Annotated in this window: 20 protein-coding genes; 11 read left to right on the top strand and 9 right to left on the bottom strand. The window is 59.5% G+C overall.

The window, feature by feature from the left end; genetic code table 11:
• Positions 1 to 102: 102 nt before the first annotated feature.
• From ACR0E6_RS15185 to ACR0E6_RS15170, 4 genes are all read right to left on the bottom strand, one after another.
• Complete coding sequence (locus ACR0E6_RS15185; protein WP_480584847.1) at positions 103 to 1506, bottom strand: hypothetical protein; 1404 nt, start codon at positions 1504 to 1506, stop codon at positions 103 to 105.
• A gap of 375 nt (positions 1507 to 1881) precedes the next feature.
• Complete coding sequence (locus tag ACR0E6_RS15180; protein ID WP_480584845.1) at positions 1882 to 3408, bottom strand: MFS transporter; 1527 nt, start codon at positions 3406 to 3408, stop codon at positions 1882 to 1884.
• A gap of 78 nt (positions 3409 to 3486) precedes the next feature.
• The gene (locus ACR0E6_RS15175; RefSeq protein ID WP_480584842.1) at positions 3487 to 3846 is read right to left on the bottom strand and encodes an Ig-like domain-containing protein; all 360 of its coding nucleotides are present in this window, start codon (positions 3844 to 3846) and stop codon (positions 3487 to 3489) included.
• Between the two features lie 11 nt (positions 3847 to 3857).
• On the bottom strand, positions 3858 to 4619 hold the full coding sequence (locus tag ACR0E6_RS15170; RefSeq protein WP_480584839.1) for a DUF6478 family protein: 762 nt from the start codon (positions 4617 to 4619) through the stop codon (positions 3858 to 3860).
• Between the two features lie 250 nt (positions 4620 to 4869).
• Between ACR0E6_RS15170 and ACR0E6_RS15165 the strand changes: the two genes are divergently transcribed.
• From ACR0E6_RS15165 to ACR0E6_RS15150, 4 genes are read left to right on the top strand one after another with little or no spacing between them, the layout of a single operon-like run.
• Positions 4870 to 7977, top strand: coding sequence for an ABC transporter transmembrane domain-containing protein (locus ACR0E6_RS15165; RefSeq protein ID WP_480584837.1), 3108 nt, complete (start codon positions 4870 to 4872; stop codon positions 7975 to 7977).
• Complete coding sequence (locus ACR0E6_RS15160) at positions 7970 to 8860, top strand: CPBP family intramembrane glutamic endopeptidase (RefSeq protein WP_480584833.1); 891 nt, start codon at positions 7970 to 7972, stop codon at positions 8858 to 8860. The genes ACR0E6_RS15165 and ACR0E6_RS15160 overlap by 8 nt, the downstream gene beginning before the upstream one ends.
• Before the next feature lie 59 nt (positions 8861 to 8919).
• A complete protein-coding gene (gene accD, locus ACR0E6_RS15155; RefSeq protein ID WP_480584830.1) occupies positions 8920 to 9852 on the top strand; it encodes an acetyl-CoA carboxylase, carboxyltransferase subunit beta in 933 nt (310 codons plus the stop codon).
• Positions 9849 to 11123 (top strand): bifunctional folylpolyglutamate synthase/dihydrofolate synthase, encoded by a 1275-nt coding sequence (locus tag ACR0E6_RS15150; protein WP_480584827.1) that lies wholly within the window; start codon positions 9849 to 9851, stop codon positions 11121 to 11123. Before accD ends, ACR0E6_RS15150 begins: the two co-directional genes overlap by 4 nt.
• A 76-nt stretch (positions 11124 to 11199) precedes the next feature.
• Here the strand turns inward: ACR0E6_RS15150 and zapE are convergent, their stop codons facing one another.
• The 5 genes from zapE to paaG all read right to left on the bottom strand — a co-directional run bounded on the left by zapE (position 11200) and on the right by paaG (position 15587).
• Entirely contained in the window at positions 11200 to 12258 is a 1059-nt protein-coding gene (gene zapE, locus ACR0E6_RS15145; protein WP_170632501.1) for a cell division protein ZapE, read from the bottom strand.
• Positions 12259 to 12438: 180 nt separating this feature from the next.
• Positions 12439 to 13035, bottom strand: a complete 597-nt coding sequence (locus ACR0E6_RS15140; RefSeq protein ID WP_480584824.1) for a TetR/AcrR family transcriptional regulator — start codon at positions 13033 to 13035, stop codon at positions 12439 to 12441.
• Between the two features lie 3 nt (positions 13036 to 13038).
• Positions 13039 to 14349, bottom strand: coding sequence for a phenylacetate--CoA ligase PaaK (gene paaK, locus ACR0E6_RS15135; protein ID WP_170736007.1), 1311 nt, complete (start codon positions 14347 to 14349; stop codon positions 13039 to 13041).
• Between the two features lie 24 nt (positions 14350 to 14373).
• Positions 14374 to 14799 (bottom strand): hydroxyphenylacetyl-CoA thioesterase PaaI, encoded by a 426-nt coding sequence (gene paaI, locus ACR0E6_RS15130; protein ID WP_170453890.1) that lies wholly within the window; start codon positions 14797 to 14799, stop codon positions 14374 to 14376.
• A 2-nt stretch (positions 14800 to 14801) separates the two neighbouring features.
• The gene (paaG, locus tag ACR0E6_RS15125; RefSeq protein ID WP_480584820.1) at positions 14802 to 15587 is read right to left on the bottom strand and encodes a 2-(1,2-epoxy-1,2-dihydrophenyl)acetyl-CoA isomerase PaaG; all 786 of its coding nucleotides are present in this window, start codon (positions 15585 to 15587) and stop codon (positions 14802 to 14804) included.
• Positions 15588 to 15690: 103 nt separating this feature from the next.
• On the opposite strand from paaG, the gene ACR0E6_RS15120 reads away from it, so the two are divergent.
• From ACR0E6_RS15120 to ACR0E6_RS15090, 7 genes are all read left to right on the top strand, one after another.
• Positions 15691 to 17715, top strand: a complete 2025-nt coding sequence (locus ACR0E6_RS15120; RefSeq protein WP_480584817.1) for an FAD-dependent oxidoreductase — start codon at positions 15691 to 15693, stop codon at positions 17713 to 17715.
• Between the two features lie 70 nt (positions 17716 to 17785).
• Positions 17786 to 18805: a TRAP transporter substrate-binding protein gene (locus ACR0E6_RS15115; RefSeq protein WP_170453887.1), complete on the top strand. Its 1020-nt coding sequence runs from the start codon at positions 17786 to 17788 to the stop codon at positions 18803 to 18805.
• 57 nt (positions 18806 to 18862) lie between these two features.
• Entirely contained in the window at positions 18863 to 19366 is a 504-nt protein-coding gene (locus ACR0E6_RS15110; RefSeq protein WP_480584814.1) for a TRAP transporter small permease, read from the top strand.
• Positions 19366 to 20718: a TRAP transporter large permease gene (locus ACR0E6_RS15105; RefSeq protein ID WP_480584811.1), complete on the top strand. Its 1353-nt coding sequence runs from the start codon at positions 19366 to 19368 to the stop codon at positions 20716 to 20718. Before ACR0E6_RS15110 ends, ACR0E6_RS15105 begins: the two co-directional genes overlap by 1 nt.
• Entirely contained in the window at positions 20718 to 21905 is a 1188-nt protein-coding gene (locus ACR0E6_RS15100; RefSeq protein ID WP_480584808.1) for a cytochrome P450, read from the top strand. Before ACR0E6_RS15105 ends, ACR0E6_RS15100 begins: the two co-directional genes overlap by 1 nt.
• A gap of 120 nt (positions 21906 to 22025) precedes the next feature.
• Complete coding sequence (gene paaZ / locus ACR0E6_RS15095; protein ID WP_480584805.1) at positions 22026 to 24056, top strand: phenylacetic acid degradation bifunctional protein PaaZ; 2031 nt, start codon at positions 22026 to 22028, stop codon at positions 24054 to 24056.
• Positions 24057 to 24105: 49 nt separating this feature from the next.
• Positions 24106 to 24921 carry a PaaX family transcriptional regulator C-terminal domain-containing protein gene (locus ACR0E6_RS15090; RefSeq protein ID WP_170522622.1) on the top strand — a complete coding sequence of 272 codons (816 nt, stop codon included), beginning with the start codon at positions 24106 to 24108 and terminating at the stop codon, positions 24919 to 24921.
• The last annotated feature ends 82 nt before the right edge of the window (positions 24922 to 25003 follow it).

Below are 25003 nucleotides of genomic sequence, written 5' to 3'. Positions count from 1 at the left end.
ATCTAGCGGAATGAGTGCAAATGCGCGCAGCCATCGGCAATCAACCTGGGATCAAATGCAAAATTCCTAGCTGGACCAGCTTTAAAGATCGCTTGGATCGTTTCAGGGAAACAAAGAGCAAGTTTGCCCATGCCAAACGGTAGCGCATTGCGCCACTTCAGCCAAAAAGGCGGTAAACTCAGGCACGCCCCACAACGCAGCGACACCAAGCAATGTGAGAATGATCGTTGCTAGCACTCCCCAGACTACCAACCTCCAGCTATAAGCGCGAATGGCGGATATGGCACGGTCTTCCAGATCGGGGAGCACATCACTTCCTTCTTCTATAGCCTCCAGCGCAGTTCCAACCTCGTTCATGCCTGCCAACGGTGCTGCGAACAGTCCTCGCAATCCGTCCCAAAGATGGATGCAGGTGGGAACAAAGGTGGTCAGTAGCATTCCAGTGATAATTAGCCCTTCGCCCAAAGGGTCTTTGACTGTGTTCTCAAAAAGAGCGCTGAAAGTGAACGCTAGTGTGTCCCCAAACATAACTTCGCCAACGGCAACTACATTGGCGATTAGCGCAACAAGAACGATGAGGCAAAACAAAGCAAAGGCCAAGTCGGAGACCGCCTCAATAAAGACCAGCCATGTGATGCCTCGTTTCGCCGCACTGTCAACAAAGGCCCGAGTAACTGACCAGCTGATCGCGTCCATGATCGCGTTGGCTACCGGCAAAAGGACAAAAAAGAGAAGCATTGGCGGAGATATCCAGCCTAGCATATAAGCAATGGAGAGCTGTAATGTGATAGAAATTCCCAACATAAAGGGAACCATATTATCCGTTATGTCTCCTCGGTACGGCTTAAAGTAAGGTAGGTGTTGTAGAAAACCCCACATCGCAGCAGAGATAACCGTGAACAATACAAACCAGAAGTAAACCAGTGTAACAGCCGCAATTGGAGCGCCGTAATTCAAGGACATCACTGCAGGCGTTCCAAAATATATCACCGGCATGGGTGTTAGAAGCAGGAGTATCCTCAGCGCGCCAAGCCTGCCACTCTGTTCAGAACACCAATTGTCCATGGCATCAAAAGCAAAAAAGCCTGCAGTCGCGATGAAAAATGGGAGAGCCAACCACCAAACACGTTCTGGAAATGTAGTGGCTTCGGGCATTAGAGGTAAGCCTCCAAAATCCGAATGTCCTGAGACTAAATAGCATACCATCGCCAGAACAACTGGGTAGACTGTAGCGACTAAGAGATAGAAGCCAAAAGATGGCAAGCTTAAGGTCGGGCCTCCAAAAAACGAGTCCCACCCATTTTTTCGAGCCTCTAGCGCAGCCTTATAGCGCTGACGCCAACCTCCTTGCGCCTTTAAGCGCCTGGCCCAATAGTTTCGCCGCTCAAAGCTTTCAAAATCACGACGTAAGCGATCTGCGCGACTCACGAAGTGGCCATAGATTGTCAAACCCAAAGCTGCTATGCCCGCAATGGCGCCGACCATTCCCCAATCAACGCTCACCATGCGATCAATTTCCTTGTAATGTTGACCGGATCAAAACGTGACCTTGCGCAGTTATTCTTCTCAAAATTTGACGTCGTATTCATTGTTCTACGGACTTTGATAAAATTATAGTTTTGCGGCTTGTAGGCATCGAAAAACGTGTCTTTCACCCTTAAAAAAGCGTCCACCAAATCAAAAACACTCCATTCTCGCGCAAGCAGTCATTTCCAAAGGAATAACAACTCTTCTTTACGTTTCGCACTGCTGGTCTTCTGGATTTCAACACTTTACCAGAAATGTGCTAGGTTAAATATTTTCAAAATCTGTTGCACTGCGTTTTGTGTCTGGCGTTACAACACTTCTGCTAAGAGGCTTGTCGCAAGGCGCAGCCGTCAGTTACCCCTCGATCTTATGCAGTTTTCTTTCGTCCAGCCTCAGCGCCAGAAGAATACCGACCGAGACCGAGATGGTGGAAAAGACAAAGGCCATGCTCATGCCGCTGTTGAAGGCCGCTGAAAGGGCGGATTTGACCGCTTCGAGCTGATCCGCATCAAGCTTGGCCAAAACCGCGCGGGCCGAGTTTGTATCGAGTGTGCCGCCGTTGATGGCGCGCAGATCGGTATCGGACAGGGTGATCTTGGCGGCGGCCAGTTTGTCGCGCAGGCTGGACAGGGACACCACATACATGATCGCGGTGGCGCAGGCGACGGAGATCGCTCCGTAGACAAGGTGGGTCATGAAACTCAGCCCGCCGACCAGACCGGCGCGTTCGGGCTTGACCGCACAGACTGCCGCGGTGCCCGACGGGCCAACCGTCAGCGTTGCCCCTAGCCCGATCATCGCCATGCCGGGCAGGATCTGGAAATACCCCAACCCGCCGGGCAGAAGCACGATGCTGGCCGAGCCTATGGTGGCCAGCATGTACCCCCAGAACAATAGCCGCTTGGGCCCGAAATCATTGTAAAGCGTCCCCGACACGATCGAGCCAACGGCCAGCAGAACGGTCAGCGGTGCCAGCCCCAAAGCCGAGGCGAAGGTCGACCAGCCCAGCACCTTTTGCATGTATTGCGGGAAATACAGCAGGGCGACAAAAGCAGCGGAGACGTTGAACATGTTCAGCCCCAGTGTGATCCGGAACTGTTTGTTCTGCATCATCTGCGGCAGCAGCAGCGGTTCCTTCACGCGTTTCTCGACCTTTGGGAACAGGAAAAACAGAACCGCACTGACAAAGAACAAAAGCAGCAGCGGGACCGAAGTCCAGCCCCAATCCGCGCCGACATCAAGCCCGTACAGCAGCAGCAGCACGGCCAGGGACAACAGGCCCATACCGGCGAAATCGATATGCTCGCCCTGCTTGTGCTGGGTCTCGCGTTCCATCAGGATCAGCGCGGTGGCCATCGAGATGCAGGAAAAGATCACATTCGCCAGGAAGAAATAGCGCCACTCGCCCAGGTTTACGGCAAGCCCGCTGATCATCGGACCAAAGACGTTGCCCGAGGTGACACCCGCCAGGATCAGGCCCATCACCAGCGCGCGGTGTTTTTCGCGCGAGACTTTGGTGGCCCCGAAAGCCAGCGTGCAGGGCCAGACGCAGCCCGCGCCGATCCCTTGCAGCGCCCGCGCGCCGATCAGGAAATCGAGGCTGGGGGCCACAAAACACATCACCGACGAAAACAGAAAGATCGTCAGGCCGATGATCATGATCTTGCGGTGGCCGTACATATCGCCAAGGCGGCCCCCGGCCACCATGGTCATGGCAAAGAACAGCGCATAGATATTCAGGACCCATTGGGTGCTGGTGATATCGGTGTCAAAGCTGTTCTCGATTGCCGGGACCAGCATCAGGGCGCCGGTAAAGTCGATCCCGATGCCGAAGGCGGTCACCATCAAAGCGATGACTTTTATGATGCTGCTCCGCTCCATATCCGCACCTTTTTCGACCCCGATGGGTCAATGATGCATGAAAAGGGCTGAAAAGATAGGGAAACCGGCCCGAGGCGCTCAGGCGTCGTCCCGGCAAATCCGGCGGAAGGCGCGTTTGAGCATCTCCAGTTCGGCGCGCAACAGCTCGACCTCGGCGCGCAGATCATCGGCGGCGGGCTCGCCCGCGATTATGGTGAAACCGCCCAGCTTTTGCGTGTTGGCCGTGTCGATGATGACAAAGCTATGAACGCCTTCGGACAGGGCGGCAACGGGAACGGGTACTGTGACGGTCCAACCGCCATCGGCGGATGAGACCTCGACCTCAGACAGGGTTTCGCCCAGATAGCGGGCCTCGATCTGAGGCTGCGTGTCTGCTTCAAGATGGCCTTGCCAGATGCCGTTTTCAAAGCTGGATGGGGTCAAGCTGGGCTGTGTCATGTCCTGGCGTCTCACAAATCGGCGCGGTGGCGGCGGCAGAAGGTCAGATCGCGCAGAACGATGCGGTTCATGCGCGGGTTTTCAAAGATCAGGTCCAGCCAGATCTTTTCGATCCGCCGCTCGTTCAGCGGCAGATGCGCCAGATCGAAATCCACCGCAACGGGGGATACGGATAAATCCATCTGCCGCAGCACCTGTTCGGTGTTTGGCCCGTGCTGGATGTTGAGGCGTGCAAAAACGCCCGAGTTCTGTTCGCTGTCAATCAACGTATCGACACGCATCAGATGTTGTTTGGTCAGATCCCGCGCAGCCTCGGGCGGCAGTTCGACGGACAGTGACAGGAATGAGCCCTCGAAGCTGAACGCCTCAACCGCCAGGCTAAACGGGGCCAGATCATCCTCGCCCCGGTTTCGGACCTGCCGCACCGCGATCTCGGATTGTGGACAGTCGTGGAACAGGGTGACCTGACCGTCAATCCCGGCCTTGCGCGGGGCCGAGGCCACACCCGGTCGGGGCAGAGGTCCGCGCCACAGGTCTGGCCGCCAGGACCAGTCGGTGCCGACGGGTTTGGGAAACTGAACCGAGCCAATCTGGGGACGGATAAGACGCCCATCGGCAATATGGATCAGCCTGTTCAGATGGGCCCGCAGCCCGCGGGCCTGATCGCGCTGAAGCCGCAGCTTGGACTGCGGCACATCCTGCGCCTGCTGCGCGGCGGTGCGCCAACGCTGCATGGCCCGTCGATGAATATAGCGATCCAGAATCCTGCCCATGGTCCCATCGTCCGAAGTTGTACCTCTTTAGTCAAAGACGCGGTGCGGGACAAACCCGGAATGGCACAGTAGGGGGCGAATATTCACCAATTCTGAAGACGTACCCCCGCAGGCCCCGATTTCGTGCCAAGAAACACCCCAAGCGTTCTTGTATTACGCGGGGCCAGTGCTTACCGTCTGCCACCTGACTTAAAGTGGGTCTTTCTTAGGAACCTCGGCGCAACAATTTCATTACAGACAAGGCCAGTGCATGGAACCCACTCTGTTTTCGTTTATTTGGAAATACTCGAAGAAACAGCAACTTGTGCTGCTGGTTCTGACCGTTCTGTCATTTCCGTTCCTGTATGCCTCGCTGGAATTGCCCAAGCAGATCATCAACGACGCCATTGGGGCGCCGGGGGATACGGTGACCCTGTTGGGGATCACCTTCACACAGGTCCATTACCTGCTGATCCTGTGTTGCGCCTTTCTGGCCACCGTGATCGCCAGCGGGCTGATGAAAATGCGCATCAACACGATGAAGGGCGTTCTGGCCGAGCGGATGCTGCGCCGGTTGCGGTTCACGCTGATCAACCGATCCATGCGTTTTCCAAAATCCTACTTTGCGACGACAAGCCAGGGTGAGCTGGTCTCGATGATCACGTCCGAGGCCGAGCCGATGGGCGGGTTGATGGGCGACGCCATTGCGCAGCCGGTATTCCAGTTCGGGCAGATGATGACCATCGTCACCTTCCTGTTCATGCAAAGCGTCTGGTTCGGGCTGGCCAGTATCGCCCTGATCCCGTTGCAGGCCTGGCTGATCCCCAAGCTGCAGCGCCAGATCAACCTGCTGAACAAGGACCGCATTCAGGAGGTCCGGCATCTGAGTTCCGAGATCGGAGAAAGTGCGGCAGGGATCAGCGATCTGCGCACCAATGGCGGTTGGCGCTATCGTCTGGCGCAATTCAGCCATCGGCTGGGGAACCTGTTCGAGATCCGGTTCAAGATCTACAACAAAAAGTTCTTCATGAAGTTCCTCAACAATCTGATCACTCAGATGACGCCGTTTCTGTTTTATTCCGTCGGCGGCTATCTGGCGATCAAGGGCGAGATCACGGTGGGCGCTCTGGTCGCGGCCCTTGGGGCGTACAAGGATCTGAGCGGCCCGTGGAAGGATCTTCTGACCTATTACAATCAGGTGCAGGACATGTCGCTGCGCTGGGAAATCGTGACCGAGCGATTTGCGCCGGACAACATGATCCCCGAGCATTTGTTTGACGGCGAACCCGAGACGATCCCGCATCTGAATGGCGATATCGAGTTGCGGAACGTAACGGTGCGGGATGGTGATGGTAAAACCATCCTTGAGGACCTTGATCTTGTCATCCCCAACGGCGCGCGCGTGGCAATCCAGTCCACCCACGCGTCCGAGCGCAGCGCTTTGGGTCAGCTGCTGACGCGCGAGATTCTGCCGGTTCAGGGTGACGTGATCATGGCCGGGTACGATTTGCGCGAATTGCATCAGTCGGTTATCGCGGCGCGCATCGGATATGCCTATTCGCGCCCTTATCTGTTTGACGGAACGCTGGGCGACAACCTTATGATGCCCCTGCGAACGCATCCCCAGCCTGAAAGCGACGACAAGAAGGCCCCGACGCGGCGACAGATCGAATCCGCGCGCTCGGGCAACCCTACGGATTCGCTCAGCGATGAATGGATCGATCCGGGTCTCGCGGGGTTGGAGAATATCGACGATATCCGCAATTGGTGGTTCGAGCTGGTCGAGGCGATGGGCATTGACGAATTCATGTTCCGCCGGACGCTGGGGTCGCGCTTTGATCCTAAGCTGCATCCCGTTCTGGCGCAGGAAATCGTCAATTTGCGGGACACCATTGCCGAACGTCTGCGCGAAAAGGGGTTGGACAAATATGTCTATCGGTTCGATCCCAACCGCTTTAACCCGGCTGTCCCGCTGGGCGGCAACCTGCTGTATGCCACCCCCACACGTCATATCTCGCCCGAAAGTCTGGCCAGTGACGGGCATTTCCTGTCCATGCTCAGGGCGCATGATCTGGCCGACGACGCGATGAGCATCTCGAAGGCGGTTCTGGATACACTAAGTCGTACCTTTGGCCGGGACGGCACCGATCACCCGCTGTTCCTGCGACTGGGGATGAGTAAAGAGATGTACCACCGCTGGCTGGACATCGAAGATCGCCGCAAGGGCAAAGGCGACGGTGAACTGAGCGATGAAGAAAGCGCCTTGCTGCTGACCGTGCCTTTCCTTCTGACCGCAGAGCAGATCGGCGCGGATTTCCCCGATGAATACAAGGACAAGATCCTTGCGATCCGGCAGGGGCAGGGCGAACAATTGCGCAGTTCGATGAACGGTATGTTCCTGCCGCTGTCGCCGGATATCTATATCCCTATGCTGCCGGTTCTTGAAAACGCGCTCTACGGGCGGATCTCTCTGACCGCCGGCGTCCATGCGGGCGAGATCGAGGACGTTGTGGCCGAGGCTATGAACCAGGCCGGACTGCGGCGCCGCGCGGCGGCCATTATCTACGATCTGCCATCGGGTCTGGGCGGGAACAACCTGCCAACGGTGTTTCAGGAACGCGCCGCGTTTTCGCGCGCCGGTATCAAGCGGCCCGATGTTCTGATCCTCGACAAAGCACTGGCCAGCCACGATTCGGAAAGCCGCCTGCGCACCCGCCTGAAACTGCGCGAGCTGCTGCCGGACTCGATCATGATTTTCATGGAGGATCACTTTGCCCATCCCGAAGCCTATGATCTGTTCATCGAGATCAAGGATGGCCGGATTGACGGTGTGTCCCGCACGCAGACCCTGCACGAAGAAAGCGTCTCGGCCGATCTGAGCCGTAAGCTTGAAATCATATCGTCGACCGAGCTGTTCTCGGGCATCGACGCGCGAAACCAGCGCCTGCTGGCATTTTCGGCGCAATGGTATGATGTCGCCGCTGGTCAGATGATCTTTTCGCGCGGGCAGGTTCCGGATGCGGCGTATCTGTGCATCAAAGGCAAGGCCAATCTGGATTGGTCCGACGAGGATGGAAACCGCCGCACGATCTCGATCATCGAACCTGGTCGTCTGATCGGTGACCTGTCGATCATCACCGGAGATCTACGGCAGCTTGATCTGACCGCCACCGAGGATTGCACCTTCCTGCGCATCGGCGCGGAAGAATTGCGTGCCGTGATCGAAAGCGACGCCGGGGTTGCCGTGCAACTGTTGCAGACTGTGGCAGGTTATCTTTCCACGCTGTCCACGCGTATCAACAACGCCAAGGACCCATCGGAAATCTTCCCGGAAGTTGCGACGACGCTTCAGGATGAAAGTGCGGGCCCTGATGCCTGAGCCAACGGCCTATTCCGCGCATGCGCAACTGGTCAGCGATGCCCGTGACCGGCCCGAGCTGTGGCGGCTGCTGGCCGGGCTGGTCATCGTCATGGCGCTGTATCTGGCACTGAACTCGGTGTTGTTTGCCTTGATCGGGGGCCTGATCCCACCGTCCGAGGTCGAGGGGTTCTTGTTGGGAACCTCGACATCCGGTGCGCTTCTTTTGCTGGCCAGCTTTGGCTTTCTGACCCTGGGCGTAGCCGTTGCAGCCCGGGTGATGCAGCATCGCCCGCTCAGCGCGATTCTGGGGCCGCGACGTTTGGCCGTTCATCAGTTCTTGCGCGTGTTTGTGGCCCTTGTGCTGCTTGGAATTGCGATGGCTGTCCTGCCGCCTTATGGCATGGGCGATCCACTGACGCCGAATTTGCCATTATCTGTCTGGCTGATCGTGCTGCCTTTCGCCGCCTGCGCTGTACTGATCCAGACCAGCGCCGAAGAGATCCTGTTTCGCGGCTACCTGCAACAATCGCTTGCCGCGCGGTTCAGGTCTCCGCTGATCTGGATGGGGGTGCCATCGGCCCTGTTCGCCGCCGGTCACTACGCCCCGGGTCTTGCCGGTGACAACGCCCTGATCGTGGCAGTCTGGTCTTGTGTCTTTGGCTTGCTGGCCGCTGACCTGACGGCCCGGTCCGGCACTCTGGGCCCGGCTATCGCCTTGCACTTCTTCAACAATGCGGTTGCGCTGCTGTTTATCTCGCTGCCCGACACGCTGAGCGGGCTGGCCCTGTACCTGCTGCCTTATGACATGTCCGAAACCGGCATGTTGCGACAATGGCTGCTGGTGGATTTCGTCGCAATGTTTGTCGGTTGGCTTACAGCACGGCTTGCCATCAGGCGCTGATTGCATTTCTTTCCGTAGCGTCTTATTTGACGTCAACGCCGCACAAGCAAGGTTCCGACATGAACTGGATCACAAACTACGTCCGCCCCCGGATCAACTCGATCTTCTCGCGCCGCGAGGTGCCCGAAAACCTGTGGCACAAGTGCGACGAATGCGGCACGATGCTGTTCCACCGCGAGCTGGCGGAAAACCAGAATGTCTGTACCCAGTGCGGTCACCACATGGCGGTCACCCCGCGTGAGCGGTTCACCCATCTGTTCGACGGCGGTATCTTCACCGAGGTCGACGTGCCCGCACCCAAAGACGATCCGCTGCACTTCCGCGATCAGAAAAAATACCCCGATCGCATGAAAGCCGCGCAGAAAAGGACGGGCGAGAAAGAGGCGATGCTGGTGGCTTCGGGCGAAATCGGACGTACGCCGATCATTGCCGCCGCACAGGATTTCTCGTTCATGGGCGGGTCGATGGGCATGTATGTCGGCAACGCCATCATCGCCGCCGCGCAAGAGGCGGTGAAACTGAAGCGCCCGCTGATCCTGTTCTCAGCCGCTGGCGGCGCGCGGATGCAGGAGGGGATCCTGAGCCTGATGCAGATGCCGCGCACCACCGTCGCGGTCGAAATGCTGAAAGAGGCGAACCTGCCCTATATCGTCGTGCTGACGCACCCGACGACGGGCGGCGTAACCGCGTCTTACGCGATGCTGGGCGATGTGCACATTTCGGAACCCAACGCCCTGATCTGCTTTGCCGGCCCGCGCGTGATCGAACAGACGATCCGGGAAAAACTGCCCGAAGGCTTCCAGCGCGCCGAATACCTGCTGGACCACGGAATGCTGGACCGTGTGACCAAACGCACCGAGATGCGCGAGGAACTGATCACCATCACCCGGATGCTGATGAAACAGCCCCCCGCGATCAAGGGCGATCTGCCCGCACCGGACCCCGAAGCACCGGCGGCTGATGCCCCGGCTGAGGATACGGACAAGAAATGACCGCGCAGACATCGGACGCCATTCTCGACCGGATGATGGCGCTGCACCCCAAGATCATTGACCTGACCTTGGATCGCGTCTGGCGTCTGCTGGACGCGCTGGATAACCCACAAACCAAACTGCCGCTGGTGATCCACGTGGCCGGAACCAACGGCAAAGGCTCGACCCAGGCGATGATCCGCGCGGGGCTCGAAGGGGCAGGGCTGTCGGCGCATGCCTACACATCACCGCATCTGGCACGGTTCCACGAACGCATCCGTCTGGCCGGAGAACTGATCTCGGAACCCGATCTGACGGCCGTGCTTGATGAATGCTACGCGGCCAATGGCGGCGAAAACATCACCTATTTCGAGATCACAACCTGCGCCGCCCTGCTGGCCTTTGCCCGCGCGCAGGCGGACTATACCCTGCTTGAGGTCGGCTTGGGCGGTCGACTGGACGCCACCAACGTGATCGAACAGCCCGCGGTCACGGTGATCACACCGGTCTCCATCGACCACGAACAGTTTCTGGGTAACACGCTGGCGAAGATCGCGGCGGAGAAAGCCGGGATCATCAAGCGTGGTGTGCCCTGCATCGTCGGCCCGCAAGACGATGAGGCGATGGAGGTCATCGAACAGACCGCCGCCCGCCTCGGCGCGCCGCTGATTGCCCATGGCCAGCACTGGCACGTGGCCGAGGAGAACGGACGCCTGATCTATCAGGACGAAACCGGCCTGCGCGACCTGCCGTTGCCCAATCTGCTGGGCGCGCACCAGATCCAGAACGCGGGCGCCGCGCTGGCAGTTCTGCGGCACCTGAACCTGGGCGACGATGCCTATGAGGCTGCGGTGACCAAGGCCGAATGGCCCGCCCGGATGCAGCGCCTGAAAACCGGACCGTTGGTCGAAGCCGCCCCACAGGCCGAGCTTTGGCTGGATGGCGGGCACAACGCCGCCGCAGGCATTGCATTGGCGGATGTGCTGGCCAAACTGCCCAAACGCCCGACCCACATGATCTGCGGCATGCTGAACACCAAAGACGTGACCGGCTATCTCGCCCCGCTGGCGGCGCAGGCCGAAACCCTGACCGCCGTGTCGATCCCCGGTGAAACCGCCACGCTCAGCGCCGAAGACACCGCTGCGGCTGCGACGAAAGTCAGTCTGCCCGCCACCACAGCCAGCAGCGTTGCAGATGCGCTCAACTCCATCGTGGCCCAAGACCCGCAAGCCCGCATCCTGATCTGCGGCTCGCTCTACCTTGCGGGCAATATCCTGCGCGAAAACGGCTGAGGCGATCCGCCCGCAGGGCTTCATCTGGCTAAAAATACCTCGGGGGAGCCGCCAAAGGCGGCGGGGGCAGAGCCCCCTAGGCCCCCCAATCCTCAGCCTGCATCTCTCTCAGGCGCGAGGCGGTACGTTCAAACTCAAACGTCCCTTCACCCTCGACATACAGCATCTCGGGCTCGGCAGCAGCGGAACAGATCAGCCGCACCTTCGCCTCATACAAGGCGTCAATCAGCGTGACAAAGCGCTTGGCTTCATTGAAGTTGTTGCGCGACAGGCGGGGGATGTCTTCCAGCACCAGAACCTTCACCTCGGCGGCAATGGCCAGATAGTCCGCGGGGCCCAGCATCCGTCCGCAAAGATCATAAAACGAAGCCCGAGCGATCCCGTTGCGGAACTGCGGAAGCTCGACCGCCCGCCCCTTGACCTGCAACACCAGCGGATCGGCCGGACCACCGGCCAGATCGCTCCAGACCGCGCGGATGCTCTGCCGGGCTTCGGGGCCAATCGGCGTGAAATAGACCGGCGCACCTTCCAGCCGGTTCTGGCGGTAATCGGTGGGTGAGACCAGTTCCCACACCTGAAGCTGTTCCTTGATATGAGCGATAAACGGCAGGAACAGCTGCCGGTTCAGCCCGTCCTTATACAGATCATCCGGATGACGGTTCGAGGTCGTCACGACCACAACGCCGCCCTCATGCAGCAGATCGAACAACCGCCCGACGATCATGGCGTCGGTGATATCGGTGATCTGCATTTCATCAAAGGCCAGCAAACGCACGGATTTCACGACCGCTTGCGCGACAGGGGCAAGCGCATCCTCAACCCCGTCCTGCCGCGCCTTGTGCATCCCGGCATGAATTTCCTGCATGAAGGCATGGAAATGAACGCGCCGCGCGGGGATGTCCTGCAAACTGTCGACGAACATATCCATCAGCATGGACTTGCCACGCCCGACGCCGCCCCACAGGTACAATCCCTGCGGTGCAGGTGGCGCCTTGCGAAACAACCCGCGTTTCACTGGTGCGGCCAGCGCGGCACGGATCCGTTCGAAATGTGGCAGAACAGCCTCTTGCGCGTCGTCGCGGGTCAAAATGCCTTCGGCAATGCGGGTGTCGTAAAGCGAGATCAAATCCGTCATAAACCCGAGCCTTACCTTTGACCCCCAGGCTTGAAAAGCGTCATTTCGGACAATGCATCAATTTTGCGGGATCGTTGTGGTGCCCGGGTGAATGGCCCGTCCAATTGCCAGACGGTCACGGCGCAGGCGCAGGAATTCTGTTTCAGGCCAACATAACCCGACAGGGAAGAAATACCGAAACTACAGGTTTCGAACCCCGTCCGAAGTCAGGGAACTGACCAGATCGGCATAGTCTTCGCGGGCTTTTGGCCCCGCGCCGGAATTCCACATGTAATACCAGTTCAGCATCCCAAAGACAGACATGGTGGCCCCGCGCAGCTTGTCCTTGTCATCGCCAAAGGATTGAGGCGACAGGTCCCTCAGAATGTCGCGCATGAAATTCACCAAATCCTTCTGATAGCCGCGTAGCCGCTTCTGTTGATCATCGGTCAGGGCACTCATGCCGCTGATCTGGACCCGGTGTTCGTCATCCGCACCCTGATAGGCAAACAGGATCTCGCGCACGGCCTTGTGCAGCTTTTCCTCAGGGTCCAAGCCGTTCAGATCGACGTTGCAAATCCGGTCGCGCAGTTCCCGCAGATAGGTTTCAAGGATGTCATACAGGATGGCATCCTTGCCGTCGTAGTAATGATAGATGTTGGCCTTTGAGATCCCGCATTCCTTGGCCAGCAAGGTCATCGAGGCGCGGTCAAACCCCTGATCGGCAAACACTTTGGCCGCCATTTTCAGGATCTGCTTGCGTTTCTGGTCGTGGTCTTTGGCAATTGTCCGGGCCACGGCTTATTCCTTGTCGCGATTGTCGATGACGCGCTTCGCCTTGCCCTGAGAGCGTTCGACGTCGCCGGGGTCACCTACAACAATTTCCGTGGAAACGCCAACGACGTCCTTGATCCGCTTGGTCAGCATTCGCGCCGCGGCAGTCTTGGACAGCTCATCGGTGGAATCCAGCGCCGCCTCGACAAAGACACGCATGGCGTCCATGCGACCGGATTTATAGAGTTCGATCTGGTAGTAGGGCGCAAGGCCGCCGGTCGCCATCACCTGTTCCTCGATCTGGCTGGGGAAGACATTGACGCCGCGCAGGATCATCATGTCGTCGCTGCGCCCAGTGATCTTGGCCATCCGGCGCATGGACCGCGCCGTGCCCGGCAAAAGGCAGGTCAGGTCACGTGTGCGATAGCGGATCATCGGCAGACCTTCCTTGGTCAGGGTCGTGAACACCAGTTCTCCGGTTTCGCCGTCGGGCAGGACCTCGCCGGTTTCGGGGTTGATGATTTCGGGCAGGAAATGGTCCTCCCAGATCACCGGGCCATCCTTGGTTTCAACGCATTCATTGGCGACACCGGGACCCATGATTTCGGACAGGCCGTAGATATCGACCGCGTGCATGTCAAAGGCGGCCTCAACCTCGGCCCGCATGGCGTCCGTCCAGGGTTCTGCGCCGAATACACCCACCTTCAGCGAGCTTTCGCGCGGGTCCAGCCCCGCTTTGTGGAACTGTTCGAGGATATTGAGCATGTAGGACGGCGTCACCATGATCCCGTCGGGCCGGAAATCATGGATCAGGCTGACCTGCTTTTCGGTTTGCCCGCCTGACATGGGTACCACGGTCGCGCCCAGCCGTTCGATCCCGTAGTGGGCCCCAAGACCGCCGGTGAACAGCCCATAGCCATAGGCATTGTGCACCATGTCCCCCTTGCGCAGCCCCGACGCGCGCAGGGACCGTGCGCCCAGATCGGCCCAATTGTCGATGTCGGATTTTGTGTAACCCACCACGGTCGGTTTGCCCGTCGTGCCGGATGAGGCATGCAGGCGAATGATCTCGCTGCGTGGGACGGCGAACAGGCCAAACGGGTAATTGTCGCGCAGGTCGTTCTTGTAGGTAAACGGAAACTTCGCCAGATCGGAGAGCTGTTGCAGATCGTCAGGATGCACGCCCGCCTCGTCAAAGCGCTGCCGATACATCGGAACGTTGTCATAGGCGTGGCGTACCGACCATTTCAGGCGCTCAAGCTGTGTGGCGCGGATTTCGTCGATCGAGGCGATCTCGATCGGGTCCAGGTCCGCCCGGTTCGGGGAAAGGTCTTCCATCGCGTGCCTCCTCTGGTCGCGAAGCTATTCTTCGAAATTCTGACCACCAATCGCGCGGGACATGCCACGAAACTCGGCGATCAGAGTGTTGTCCTGGTTGGTAACGCGGACGTCGTAGATACCGTTGCGGCCCGCAACGGTGACTTCGGTCGCGGTCGCGGTCAATTGGTCGCCCTTTTTTCCGGGGGCGAGAAAGCTGATCGTCGTATGCTGCGCGACGGTTGCCGTGTTGCGGCTGTTGCAGGCAAAGGCAAAGGCGCTGTCGGCCAGCGCATGGGTGACGCCCCCGTGGCACATGCCGTGCCCGTTACAGTGATGGGGCGCGATGGTCAGGGTCAGGACTGCGCGGCCTTCATCGACCTCGGCGATCTCCATCCCGAACCATTTGCTGGCCTCATCATTGGCCCACATTGCGGCGGCGGATTTTTCGGCGCGTTCCTTTGGGGTCATCCTTAGCGTCCTTGAAAATTCGGTGCGCGTTTTTCCAGAAAGCTGGAAACACCCTCGGCATAATCCGCGCTTTCACCGCAGGTTTTCATCGCATCTGCTTCGATCTCAAGCTGATCGCTCAGGGATGTGGTGGCCGCAGTTTGAATGCAGTGTTTTGTCAGGCCAAGTCCAAGAGTGGGGCCGTTGGCGAGTTGCGCGGCAAGTGCGCGCGCCTCGTCCATCAGTTGGTCATCGGGCAGCGCCTTCCAGATCAGCCCCCAGTCTTCGGCCTGTTTCGCGGTAAGCGGTTGCGCCGTCAGCGCCAGACCCTTGGCGCGAGCCTCACCCAAAAGACGGGGCAGGTGCCAACTGCCGCCGGTATCCGGGATCAGCCCGACTTTGGAGAAGCTTTGGATGAATTTCGCGCTTTCCCCGGCCAGAACCATGTCGCAGGCCAGTGCCAGATTTGCGCCCGCGCCTGCGGCGACGCCGTTCACGGCGCAGATCACGGGAAAGTCCATCGACCGTATTAAACGGACCAGTGGCGCATAGAAACTGCGGACCGTTTTGCCCAGATCGGGCGGGCCATCCATTTTCGACGGGTCGCGGTCGCCGAGGTCCTGACCAGCACAGAAGCCACGCCCGGCTCCGGTCAGCAGGATCGCCCTCGCCCCGCTGTCGCGCGCAGATTTAATCGCGCCCTGCAAGGCAAAGTGCATCTCTTCGTTGAACGCATTCAGCTTGTCGGGACGGTTCAGGGTTATTTCGACCCAGTTCCCGTTGTCTTGCACAAGAATCGTATCGCTCATGACTGTCCTGCCCGGTCCCGTTTCAACTTAATCATTGCATTAACCGAACGGTTGGTCAATATATAAACCCGAACCGATTCCGGGCCGATCAAAGGAATAGCTCATGTCGCTGGTGCGTGTTGATTTCAGGGGGGACGTGGCCTGGGTCACGGTTGACAACCCGCCGGTGAACGCAACCTCGACCGGGGTGCGGCAGGGGCTGTCCGGCGCGGTTGACGCGGTCAAAGGTGCGCGCGTGGCGGTGCTGTGCTGCGTAGGCAGAACCTTTATCGCGGGCGGAGATATGTCCGAATTCGATGCGCCGCCGGTTGAGCCGCATTTGCCGGATGTTGTGCAGAAAATCGAAGACAGTCAGGTGCCGTTCATTGCCTGCATGCACGGCAATGTGCTGGGCGGCGGTTTTGAGGTTGCGATGGCCTGCGCCTGGCGGATTGCCGCGCCGGGTACAGGCTTTGGTCTGCCCGAGGTCAATGTGGGTCTGATCCCCGGCGCAGGGGGCACGCAACGCTTGCCGCGTCTTGTGGGGATGCAGGCTGCAATCGACATGGCCTGTTCTGGCAAAATACTGAAAGCCGAGGCTTTGGCCGAACTTGGGGGCGTGGATCTTGTCGCAGGGGACCCCAAGGCCGCGATCCCCGATTTTATCGCCAAGCTGCCCGAACGTCCGATCCCTGTCAGCCAGCGCCCCGTGGCAGATTTTGCGCCCGACCTGCTGGACATCAGCCGCCAGACCCTGAAGAAACGCGCCAAAGGGCAGCAATCGCCGCTGGAGAACCTGACCGCGCTGGAATGGTCTGCCGAGCCGTTTGCAACAGCACAGCCGAAAGAGCGTGCCCGCCATCTGGACCTGCGTCAAAGCGCAGAAAGCCGTGCCCTGCGCCACGCCTTTTTTGCGGAACGCAGCGTGGCGAAACCCGCGGTGATCAAAGGCGCAACCGCGCGCGACATAAGCCGGATCGCTGTTGTCGGCGGGGGGCTGATGGGGGCCGGAATTGCCACCGCTGCCCTGAACGGTGGCCTGTCGGTCACTTTGATCGAACGGGACTCGGTTGCGGCGGCAACGGCGCACAACCGGGTCGAGGGTTTGCTGCAGGGGGCCGTCAAACGGGGTAAGATGACCGAGGTGCAGCTTCGGGATCGCCTTGCCGCCTTCCGTGCCGTGGACAAGTACGCCGAGGCCGCCGATGCAGAACTTGCGATCGAGGCGGTATTCGAAGACCAGTCCGTCAAGCAACAGGTATTCGCGGAACTGGCCCGCCATATGCCCCAAGACGCAATTCTGGCGACCAACACGTCCTATCTGGACCCGCGTGAGATCTTCGAGGGCATTAAAAACCCGTCTCGCTGCATTGGTCTGCATTTCTTTAGCCCTGCCCATGTCATGAAGCTGTTGGAGATCGTGAAGACCCCGCACACCTCGGCCGAAGTGATCGCAACCGGGTTTGCGCTGGGTAAAAAGCTGCGCAAGATCTCGGTTCTGTCGGGCATTTGCGACGGGTTTATCGGCAACCGCATGCTGGCCGCTTACCGGCGCGAGGCCGATTATCTGCTGGCGGACGGGGCGCTGCCCTATCAGGTGGATCGGGCCATGCGGGCGCTTGGAATGCCCATGGGGCCGTATGAGTTGCAGGACTTGACCGGCCTTCAGATCGCCTGGGCCAATCGCAAGCGCAATGCTGCAACCCGCGATCCGGGCGAACGCTATGTGACCATCGCGGACCAGCTGTGTGAAATGGACCGGCTTGGCCAGCGCACGGGAAAAGGGTGGTATCGCTACGAAGATGGCAAGCGCGAGCCGATCCGCGATCCAGAGGTTGAGGCGCTGATCGAAGCCTATTCCGCGCAGCAGGGCATTACTCGCCGCGCTTTTTCGGATGACGGGATCACCTCGCGTATACTCGCCGTGCTGGCCAATGAGGGGGCGTTGATCCTCGAAGAGGGGATCGCGGAAAACGCCGAGGCCGTCGATATGGTACAAATCCAAGGATACGGCTTTCCGCGCTGGCGCGGTGGGCCGATGGCCTATTGCAAAGAGATCGGGCCGGACGTCACCCGCGCAACCATGGCAACCGTCGCTGCAGAAAGTCCGGGGTCTTGGCGCATCGCGGAAGGGCTTGAGGGTCTTTAACATGTTGATGGTTACAAAAGCGACCATTAACGCATTTGCGAGTCATGTTTCACAGGGAGGAGACAGAACCATGAAACTTACCAAGTTGAGCACGCTTTTGGCCTCGGCCGCGCTGGCCGTTTCAGGCACCGTAGCGTTGGCGGCGGATTACACGCTGACCATTTCCAGCTGGGCCCCGCCGACCCATGGCATCAACGCCAAGATGTGGCCGAAATTCGTCGAGATGGTTGAAGAGGCCACTGATGGTCAGGTGACTGCCGAATTGAAACTGGGTCTTGCCCCTCCGCCTGCGCAGATGGACCTGATCATGGACGGCGCGGCGGATGCCTCGATCATCTTCCACGGCTATCAGCCGGGCCGGTTCGTCACCACCAAGATGATTGAACTGCCCGGATATGAAGGCTCGGCCGAGGATGCCTCGGTTGCCTATTGGCGCACCTATGACCAGCACCTCAAGGCAGCGGATGAACATCGCGGTGTGAAAGTGATCGCCCTGCATACCCATGGCCCGGCGCAGCTGCATTCCAGCAGCCCGGTGACCGCGCTGGACGAGGTCTCGGGCCTCAAGGTTCGTATTCCGGGTGGTGTTGGCGGTGACGTCGGCACGGCGCTGGGGGCGACCGGTATTCAGGTGCCTGCGCCGAAAGTATACGAAACGCTGGCCTCGAAAGCGGCCGATGGCGTGGTCATGCCTTTTGAATCCCGCAAGGGCTTCAAGCTGACGGAAGTGGCGCAGAACGTTTACGAGGTTCCGGGTGGTCTGTATCGCGGGTCGTTCGCTTTCATCATGAACGAGGATACCTTTGCCGATCTGCCCGCCGACCTGCAGGCCGCGCTGGAAGAGAACGTCTTTGGCGAACCGCTCAGCCGCGAGATCGGCAAGATCTGGGATGAGATTGACGCGATTGGCCGGGAAGCCACCGAAGGGACCGAGGGCAACGCGATCAACACAGCCTCTGCCGAGGATCTGGAAAAGTTCAATGCGATTGCAGTGGATGTGCGCGCCAAGGTGATTGATGAGGTCAACGGCACCGGCGTCGATGCGCAGGCCGCCTATGACATGATCGTCAATGAAATGGCTGCGCAATAACGCGCTTTGGCTGGCGGGATCGATCCGCCAGCCAGTTTCACCCACCGGGGACCAATCATGCAATCTCTCGTGACCTTTGCGCGTCGCGTCAGCATCATTCCAACGGTGCTGGCCTGTGTGGCGCTGTTCATCCTGATGGTGATGACCTTTTTCGACGTCATCCTGCGCTCTGTCTTCAATGCTCCGATTGAGGCCGCGACCGAGCTGACGCGGATACTGATGGCGATCCTTGTGTTCTCGGTTCTGCCGATGATCTCGGCGGGGAAGGGGCAGATCGCGGTGGACTTGACGGATGGGATATTCTCGCGCCTGCGGCTGAGCCGGGTGCGCGATGCGATTGTCTATCTGGTGTCCGGCATCATGCTGATCTGGCCGATTCAGCGGGTCTGGGTTCTGGCGGAGCGCGCGCGGGATTATGGTGATGTCACCGAATACCTGTCGATCCCGGTTTTCTACGTGGGTTGGTTCATCGCCGGTTTCACTGCGATTACCGCCGTTGCAATGATCATCACCGGCCTTTTGCAGATCTTCGCCCCCCACGCCTTGTCGGAGCACGCCTGATGACTGCCGCACTGATCGGTTTTGCCCTTGTTCTTGTCCTCGTGCTGCTGAGGCTGCCCATCGTGTTTGCAATGGGCCTGGTCGGGACGCTGGGCTTTGCCTATGAACGCGGCGGCAGCATCCTGTCCGAGCGCGGGTTGAAGGCCGCGATGTCGATGGTTGGTCGCCAAATCACTGACACGGCGCAGGATTACGGTCTGTCGGTTGTCCCGTTGTTCATCCTTATGGGCCTGTTCGTGAACAAAGGCGGTCTGGCGCGTGAACTTTATGCGGTTTCGAACGCGTTTCTGGGGCACTTTCGCGGTGGTATCGCCATGGCGACCGTCGCGGCCTGCGGCGGGTTTTCCGCCATTTGTGGGTCTTCACTGGCGACGGCTGCTACCATGTCCAAAGTCGCCATGCCGGAAATGCGCCGCTACCGCTATTCGGATGAGCTGTCGACGGCGTCGATTGCGGCGGGCGGCACGCTGGGCATTTTGATCCCGCCGTCGGTGATCCTTGTGATCTATGGCCTGTTGACCGAAACCTCGATCGGCAAGCTGTTCGTCGCGGGTATCATTCCCGGCGTGCTGGGCATCCTGTTCTACCTGTTTGCCGTGCGCTGGACGGTTTGGCGCAGGCCCGAGTCCGGCCCGGCGGGCGAACGCCATGGCTGGGGCGAACGTCTGTCGGCGCTGCGTTCGGTCTGGGCCGTGTTGTTGCTGTTCTTTCTGGTGATCGGCGGCCTGTATGGCGTGTTCGATTTCTACCCGCTGAACCTGACCTTCAGCCCGACCGAGGCTGCGGGTATGGGTGCAATGGGCGCGTTCCTGATCGCTCTGTCCCGTGGTGGGCTTACGCTGGCGTCCACCTTTGAGGTGCTGAAAGAAACCTCATTTACGGCGGCGGCGCTGTTTTCGGTTCTGATCGGGGCGCAGATCTTTTCGAATTTCATCAACCTTGCCGGTCTGCCCGAAGCCTTGATCGCCTTGGTCACGGCGTATGAGGTGGATCCCTTCGTGGTCATCCTAATGGTCCTCGGGATCTACATCATTCTGGGCTGCGTCTTTGAATCTCTGTCGATGCTGCTGCTGACAGTGCCGATCTTTTTCCCGCTGGTCACGTCGCTGGGCTATGACCCGATCTGGTTCGGTATTGTCGTCGTTGTCGTCACCGAGATCAGCCTGATCACACCCCCTGTCGGTTTAAACGTGTTCATCCTGAAAGGCGTGGTCGGCGATGTGTCGACTGGGACAATCTTTAAAGGGGTCACGCCGTTCTGGGTGGCGGACATCTTCCGTCTGGCTCTGATCGTTCTTGTGCCCTGGCTGGTTCTGGTTCTTCCTGAACATATGGGGGCGATGGGTCACTGATGTTTTCCTTGACCGCATTGCCACAAGGGTTTCACGCGGACCCGTATCCAACCTACGCCACGCTGCGCGAGGCTACGCCGGTTTGCTGGCAGCCCGACGGATCTGTGGTTCTGTCGCGATATGATGATCTGGATCTGGTGTATCGGGATACGGACCGGTTTATCTCGGACAAAAAGGCGGTTTTTGGTCCTAAATACGGGATCAACAGCCCTTTGTTTGAACATCACACGACCAGCCTGGTGTTCAACGACCCGCCCCTGCACACCCGTGTCCGCAAAGTGATGGTCGGCGCGATGAACCCACGCGCTTTGGCGCAGATGGAGCCGGGCCTGATCCAGCTGGTCGACGGGTTGCTGGACGCGATGCAGGCGAAGGGCTCGGTGGAGTTGATCGAGGATTTTGCCGGTGCGATTCCGATTGAAATCATCGGCAACCTGCTGGGCATTCCCCGGTCCGAGCGGGGGCCGCTGCGCGATTGGTCTTTGGCCATTCTCGGCGCATTGGAGCCCAAATTGACGCCAGAGCAGGAAGAATGGGGCAATCGCTCGGTATCCGACTTCAAGAATTTCCTGAGGCATATCGTAGAAGACCGCCGCGCCAATCCCGGAGACCCCGCGACGGATGTCCTGACGCGGCTGATGCAGGACGACACCGATGGCGGGCTGACCGAGGTCGAGCTGTATCAGAACTGCATTTTCATCCTGAATGCGGGGCATGAGACCACCACCAACCTGATCGGCAACGCGTTGGAGCTGCTGGACCGCCACCCCGACAAACGGGCCGAGTTGCTGGCTGACCCCGATCTGATCAATACCGCAGTGGATGAGTTTCTGCGGCTGGAAAGCCCGAACCAGTTCGGCAATCGTTTGACCACCCAAGACGTGTCGTTTCACGGAGAAACAATCCCGGTCGGGACCGACATTCACCTGTGCATCGGCGCGGCCAACCGCGACCCGCGGCAGTTCGACCGGCCCGATGCTGCCCTGTTGAACCGCCGCCCCAACAAACATCACGCCTTTGCCGGTGGACCCCATACCTGCGTCGGCCTGACTTTGGCGCGGATGGAGGGGCGCGTTGCCGTTGGGCGGTTTCTGGCTCGCTTCCCCAACTATCGTATCACGGAAGGTGCCGAACGCGGCGGGCGGATCCGGTTTCGCGGCTTCGCACGACTGCCCGCGCAGGTTTGAGATGCTTGGTTCAGGGGTATCGGCTCGGGAGTTTATTGACCGACCGTACGGTTTAAAATATAATTTCGTCAGACCGGCAAAGGGCTGCGCGAAGATCGCCATGCAGATGAGGAGACGCTCATGACCATCCAACAGATTTCCAGCTTCGCCGCCGGTGAGTGGGTTTCGCCCGGCGAAGGGGCCCGCACCATTGCCAGTGCTGTCACGGGCGAGGTGATCGCCACGGCGGGCAACAACGCGTTGGACGTGCAGGCGATGTTGGACCACGCGCGCAACGTCGGCGGCCCGGCCTTGCGAAAGATGACGTTTCACGAGCGGGCCAAGATGCTCAAGGCGCTGTCTCTGCATTTGGGTCAGCACAAGCAGGCCCTTTATGACCTGTCCTTCAACACGGGTGCCACGCAGTCGGATCACCTGATCGACATCGACGGCGGTATCGGCACGATGTTCGTCTTCGCCTCGAAAGGCCGGCGCGAGATGCCGGACGGGCATGTGTATCTGGACGGTGAGGTCGAGCAGCTTTCGCGCAATGGCACCTTTCTGGGTCAGCACATCTGCACCCCGCTGCATGGCGTGGCGGTTCATATCAACGCGTTCAACTTTCCTGTCTGGGGGATGTTGGAAAAGCTGGCACCGACCCTGTTGGCGGGTGTTCCGGCGATTGTGAAACCGGCGACGAATTCCTGCTATGTGACTGAACTCTGTGTCCGGCTGATGTTGGACTCGGGCATTTTGCCAGTGGGCGCGCTGCAACTGGTCTCGGGCGGGCTGGGCGATATGCTGGATCGCCTGACCATGCAGGACGTGGTCAGTTTCACCGGATCTGCCGATACCGCTCTGAACCTGCGGTCCAACCCTGTGATCTTGCAGAACTCGGTGCGGTTTGTGGCGGAACAGGACAGCCTGAACTGTTCGATCCTCGGCCCCGATGCACAGCCGGGCACGCCGGAATTTGACCTGTTCGTCAAGGAAGTTCAGCGTGAAATGACCACGAAAGCGGGTCAGAAATGCACCGCAATCCGCCGGATCATCGCGCCCGAGTCGCAAGTGCAGGCGGTGATCGAGGCGCTGTCCGCGCGGCTGGCCAAAACGGCCATCGGAGACCCAAAGCTGGAGACCACGCGCATGGGCGCGCTGGTCTCGACCAGTCAGAAACGCGACGTTCTGGAAAAGGCCGCGATCATCGGGCAAGAGGCCGAGCGTGTCTTTGGCGACCCGGATGATTTCACGGTCGATGGCGCGGATGCCGAGAAAGGCGCGTTTCTGCCGCCCATGCTGTACCACTGCGCCAACCCGGACACGGCACAGCGCGTGCACGACACCGAAGCCTTTGGTCCGGTCAGCACAGTGATGGGGTATCGCGATCTCGACCATGCGATCGAACTGGCGAACCGGGGGCAGGGGTCGCTGGTGGCGTCGGTTATCACCCATGACCCGGATGTGGCGGGGCAGGTTGCGATGGGGGCGGGGGCCTATCATGGGCGGCTTTACTTCAACAATCGCGACTCGATGACCGAATCCACCGGCCACGGCTCACCCTTGCCGCATATGGTCCATGGCGGACCCGGTCGCGCCGGGGGCGGCGAAGAAATGGGCGGCGTGCGCGGTGTGAAACACTATATGCAGCGCACCGCCATTCAGGGTTCACCCGATCTGCTGACTGCGATCGGCGGCAAATGGGTGCCGGGTGCTGCTGAAATCGAAGGTCCCGCACATCCCTTTACCCGCAGGTTCCACGACCTTGCGATTGGTGAGACCATCCACACCGACCCGCGCACCATCACGCTGGAGGACATCGAACATTTTGCCCATTTCACCGGTGATACGTTCTACGCCCATATGGATCAGGCCGCAGCGGAACGAAACCCGTTCTTCCCGGGCCGTGTCGCGCATGGCTATCTGCTGCTGTCCTTTGCTGCGGGGTTGTTTGTTGAGCCGAACGAAGGGCCGGTTCTGGCCAATACCGGCCTGGACGGGTTGCGCTTCATGAAACCGGTCGAGGCGGGGGATACGATCAAGGTGCGCCTGACGGTCAAAAGCAAGACCAAGCGCAATGACGAATATGGCGAGGTTCGCTGGCATGTCACCCTGACCCAGCAGGATGATGATATGGTCGCAGAGTACGAATTGCTGACCATGGTCGCCTACTAGACCCACAAGGCCGGATGGAAATTCCGTCCGGCCCGATTATACTTGGCCTATGAAAGATACGGCTCCTGATTGGTTCGAAACCTGCGTCAGCCAACTGACCAACACGGGCACGCAGCGGGTGTGGTCGGTTCTGGTTACGATTTTTGGCGATCTGGCGCAGAACGGGTCGGATCAGGTGAGTGGTGCGCTGATTACCACGCTCACCGCTCTGGCCGGGATCAAGGCCGAAGCGACGCGTGTCGCGCTGCACCGGTTGCGCAAGGAAGGTTGGATCGAAAGTACGCGGGTGGGGCGGAACAGTGTGCATCGCCTCACCGAATTCGGCCGCAGCCAAAGCGCGGCTGCCGCGCCGCGTATCTATGCCCGCGAAACGACTAAGCCTGATGTGTGGCATGTGCTGATTGCCAGCAATACCGAGAGTTCCCGGAAAGAATTGTCGGATTTGATGCTGACCGGAGATTATATCTCGGTGAATCCCACAACAGCCATGGCGCCCGGCCCGATCCCGGACGGGCTGGAGGAGTTGCTGGGCATCGAAAGCAGCACCATCGCGGCACCCGATTGGCTGCGTGATCTGTGCGGGCCAGAGGCCCTGAAAACGGCGTATGACCAGTTCTGGAACTCGATTCAGGGTGTCGAACACCTTCTGCCCGCAAAAGGGGTGAACGATGTGCTGCGAACTGCCGTGTTGCGCGTTTTGATCGTGCACGGGTGGCGGCGTCTGATCCTGCGCCACCCGGCCCTGCCACCTGCGTTTCTGCCTTCGGATTGGAAGGGGGAAGAGTGCCGCGAGGCGGTCTTTCGGTTGCTGGACAAGCTGCCCCGCCCCGATCTTGCAACATTGGAAGCCGCGCTGGACGATTGACGCAGGGCCGGTTGCCCAGACCTGTGAAGGCACAAAACCAGCGGCTTGGGTTGGTTCGACCATTGTGGCGGCATAGGCATGG

This window comes from Ruegeria sp. AP12 (assembly GCF_056540025.1).
The sequence above is the reverse complement of the archived record's forward strand: the minus strand, read 5'-3'. Positions and strand labels throughout refer to the sequence as shown.